The sequence below is a fragment of the Pseudomonas sp. NFPP25 genome (genome assembly GCF_900116505.1).
Lineage (GTDB): Bacteria > Pseudomonadota > Gammaproteobacteria > Pseudomonadales > Pseudomonadaceae > Aquipseudomonas > Aquipseudomonas protegens.
Genome location: NZ_FPBG01000013.1, coordinates 1 through 3749, shown reverse-complemented (window position 1 = coordinate 3749; position 3749 = coordinate 1). Strand labels below are relative to the sequence as shown.

The following is a 3749-nucleotide window of genomic DNA, read 5'->3' as shown; positions in this document are numbered from 1 at the left end:
CCGCCCTCGGCCTTGGTGATGGTGGCCTCGACCTTGCCGGCGTCCTTGTACACGTCATCGGCTGGAGCCGCGACGGTGGTGGTGCCGGTAGTGGCACCGGCGGCGATGGTGATTACCGCGCCGTTGCTCAGGGTCACGGTCACCGGAGTGCCGGCGGCGTTGGTCAGGGTGGCGGTGTAGATGATCTGGCCGCCTTCAGCGACGGTGCCAGTGGCGCTGAGGCTGACGGTGGTGGTGTCGATGGTATCGGTCACGGTAGTGCTGACCGGAGTCTTATCGGCGACCAGGTTCTCGTAGTTGCCACCGCTGACATTGGTGATGGAGTTGGTTAGTGGAGTGTGGCCGACCAGTACATCGTTAGGCGCCGTGATGCTTACCGAACCGGTAGTTTCACCGACCGGGATGGTGATCTTCTCGCCATTGGCCAGGGTAACCACCACTGGCGAACCGGTCACTGGAGCGGTGACGGTGGCGGTGTAAGTGACATTGCCGCCTTCGGCCGCCGAAGGCGTGGCCTTCAGCGATACGGTGGAGTTGTCGATGGTGTCGGTCACATCGGTGACGGCTGGCGCTGGATTGGTCTCCAGGTGCTCGAAATTGCCACCCTCCGCCTTGGTAATGGTGGCTTCGACCTTGCCCGCATCTTTGTAGACGTCATCGGCCGGAGCGGCGACGGTCGCTGTGCCCGAGGTAGCACCAGCAGCGATAGTGATCACTGCACCGTTGCTCAGGGTCACGGTCACTGGCGTGCCAGCGGCATTGGTCAGGGTTGCGGTGTAAACGATGGAGCCGCCTTCAGCCACGGACTCGGTCGCGCTCAGGCTCAGAGTGGTGGTGTCCGGGGTATCGGTAACCGAAGTCTCGGCTGGCTTGTCGCTAACTTCCAGCTTCTCGTAGTTACCGCCGTCCGCCTTGGTAATGGTGGTGCTCAGGGAGCTGCCGCCCGCCAACGCATCGTTTGGAGCGGTGAAATTCACGCTACCGGAGGATTCGCCCACTGGGATGGTAATGGTCTGTCCGTTAGACAGAGTCACCACCACAGGCGAGCCGGTTACCGGAGCAGTGACCGAAGCGGTGTAAACAACAATGCCACCCTCAGCCACGCTCGGCGTGGCAGTCAGGGAAACGGTGCTGGTGTCGATGGTGTCAGTGACATCAGTCACAGCTGGAGTCGGGTTGGTCTCCAGGTGCTCGAAATTGCCACCTTCAGCCTTGGTAATCGTTGCCTCGACTTTGCCGGCGTCTTTGTAGACGTCGTCAGCCGGAGCGGCGACGGTGGCAGTACCGGAAGTAGCGCCAGCGGCGATGGTGATCACCGCGCCGTTAGAGAGCGTGACAGTAACAGGTGTACCCGCAGCATTGGTCAGGGTCGCGGTGTAGACAATCGAACCACCTTCAGCCACAGACTCAGTAGCCGAGAGGCTCAGGGTGGTCGTGTCTGGTGTGTCAGTTACCGAGGTTTCAGCCGGCTTGTCGCTGACCTCCAGCTTCTCGTAGTTACCACCGTCGGCCTTGGTGATGGTGGTGCTCAGGGAACTACCGCCAGCGAGGGCATCGTTTGGTGCGGTGAAATTCACGCTGCCGGAAGACTCACCCACCGGAATGGTGATGGTCTGTCCGTTAGACAGAGTGACGACCACTGGTGAGCCAGTCACTGGTGCTGTCACCGAAGCGGTGTAAACAACAATGCCACCCTCAGCCACGCTCGGCGTGGCAGTCAGGGAAACGGTGCTGGTGTCGATGGTGTCAGTAACGTCGGTGACTGCTGGAGCTGGATTGGTTTCCAGGTGCTCGAAGTTGCCGCCTTCGGCCTTGGTAATAGTCGCTTCGACCTTGCCGGCGTCTTTGTAGACGTCATCAGCTGGCGCGGCGACAGTTGCCGTGCCCGAAGTGGCACCGGCAGCAATCGTGATTACGGCACCGTTACTCAAGGTCACGGTGACCGGAGTACCGGCAGCGTTGGTCAGGGTTGCGGTGTAGACGATGGAACCGCCCTCGGCCACGGACTCAGTAGCCGAGAGGCTCAGGGTTGTAGTGTCCGGGGTATCGGTAACTGAAGTCTCGGCTGGCTTGTCGCTAACTTCCAGCTTCTCGTAGTTGCCACCGTCGGCTTTGGTGATGGTGGTGCTCAGGGAGCTACCGCCAGCGAGGGCATCGTTTGGCGCGGTGAAGTTTACGCTGGCAGAAGACTCACCCACCGGGATGGTGATGGTCTGACCGTTGGACAGAGTGACGACCATTGGAGAACCGGTCACTGGTGCAGTCACGGAGGCGGTATACACCACGGTTCCACCTTCAGCCACGCTCGGCGTGGCAGTCAGGGAAACGGTGCTGGTGTCGATGGTGTCAGTGACATCGGTTACCGCCGGGGCTGGATTGGTCTCCAGGTTTTCGAAGTTGCCGCCTTCGGCCTTGGTAATGGTGGCTTCGACTTTGCCTGCATCTTTGTAGACGTCATCCGCCGGGGCCGCGACGGTGGCAGTACCGGAAGTGGCGCCAGCGGCGATGGTGATCACCGCGCCGTTAGAGAGCGTGACAGTAACAGGCGTACCCGCAGCATTGGTCAGGGTCGCGGTGTAGACAATCGAACCACCTTCGGCCACGGACTCGGTAGCGCTCAGGCTCAGGGTAGTGGTGTCCGGGGTATCGGTCACGCTGGTTTCAGCCGGCTTGTCGCTGATTTCCAGCTTCTCGTAGTTACCACCGTCGGCTTTGGTAATGGTGGTGCTGAGCGAACTGCCGCCCGCCAACGCATCGTTGGGAGCGGTGAAGTTCACGCTGGCGGACGACTCACCCACTGGAATGGTGATGGTCTGACCGTTGGACAGAGTCACCACGACCGGGGAACCGGTCACGGGAGCGGTGACCGACGCGGTGTAAACCACAGTGCCGCCTTCGGCGACGTTAGGGGTAGCCGTCAGCGAAACAGTGCTGGTGTCGATGGTATCGGTGACATCAGTCACCGCTGGCGCTGGATTGGTCTCCAGGTTCTCGAAGTTGCCGCCTTCGGCCTTGGTGATCGTGGCTTCAACCTTGCCGGCGTCTTTATAGACGTCATCGGCAGGGGCGGCGACGGTGGCAGTACCGGAAGTGGCACCGGCAGCGATGGTGATTACGGCACCGTTACTCAAGGTCACGGTGACCGGAGTACCGGCAGCGTTGGTCAGGGTTGCGGTGTAGATGATCGAACCACCTTCAGCCACAGACTCAGTAGCCGAGAGGCTCAGGGTTGTAGTGTCTGGTGTGTCAGTTACCGAGGTTTCTGCCGGCTTGTCGCTGACTTCCAGTTTCTCGTAGTTACCACCGTCGGCTTTGGTAATGGTGGTGCTTAGGGAACTGCCGCCAGCGAGGGCATCATTCGGCGCGGTGAAGTTCACCGAGCCCTGGCTTTCGCCAACCGGAATAGTGATGGTCTGTCCGTTGGACAGGGTCACCACGACTGGGGAGCCGGTCACTGGCGCAGTCACGGAGGCGGTGTACACCACAGTGCCGCCTTCGGCGACGCTTGGTGTTGCAGTCAGACTGACCGTCGAAGTGTCGATGGTGTCAGTCACGTCGGTGACTGCTGGAGCTGGATTGGTCTCCAGATTCTCGAAGTTACCGCCTTCGGCCTTGGTAATGGTGGCTTCAACCTTGCCGGCGTCTTTGTAGACATCATCCGCCGGGGCCGCGACGGTGGCAGTACCGGAAGTGGCGCCAGCGGCGATGGTGATCACCGCGCCGTTAGAGAGCGTGACAGTAACAGGCGT

General features: G+C 60.8%; 1 protein-coding gene. It reads right to left on the bottom strand.

Annotated elements, in window-relative coordinates:
* Positions 1–3749, bottom strand: a 3749-nt coding sequence (locus tag BM382_RS31185) for an immunoglobulin-like domain-containing protein (protein WP_345788603.1), incomplete at both ends; no start/stop codon positions are given.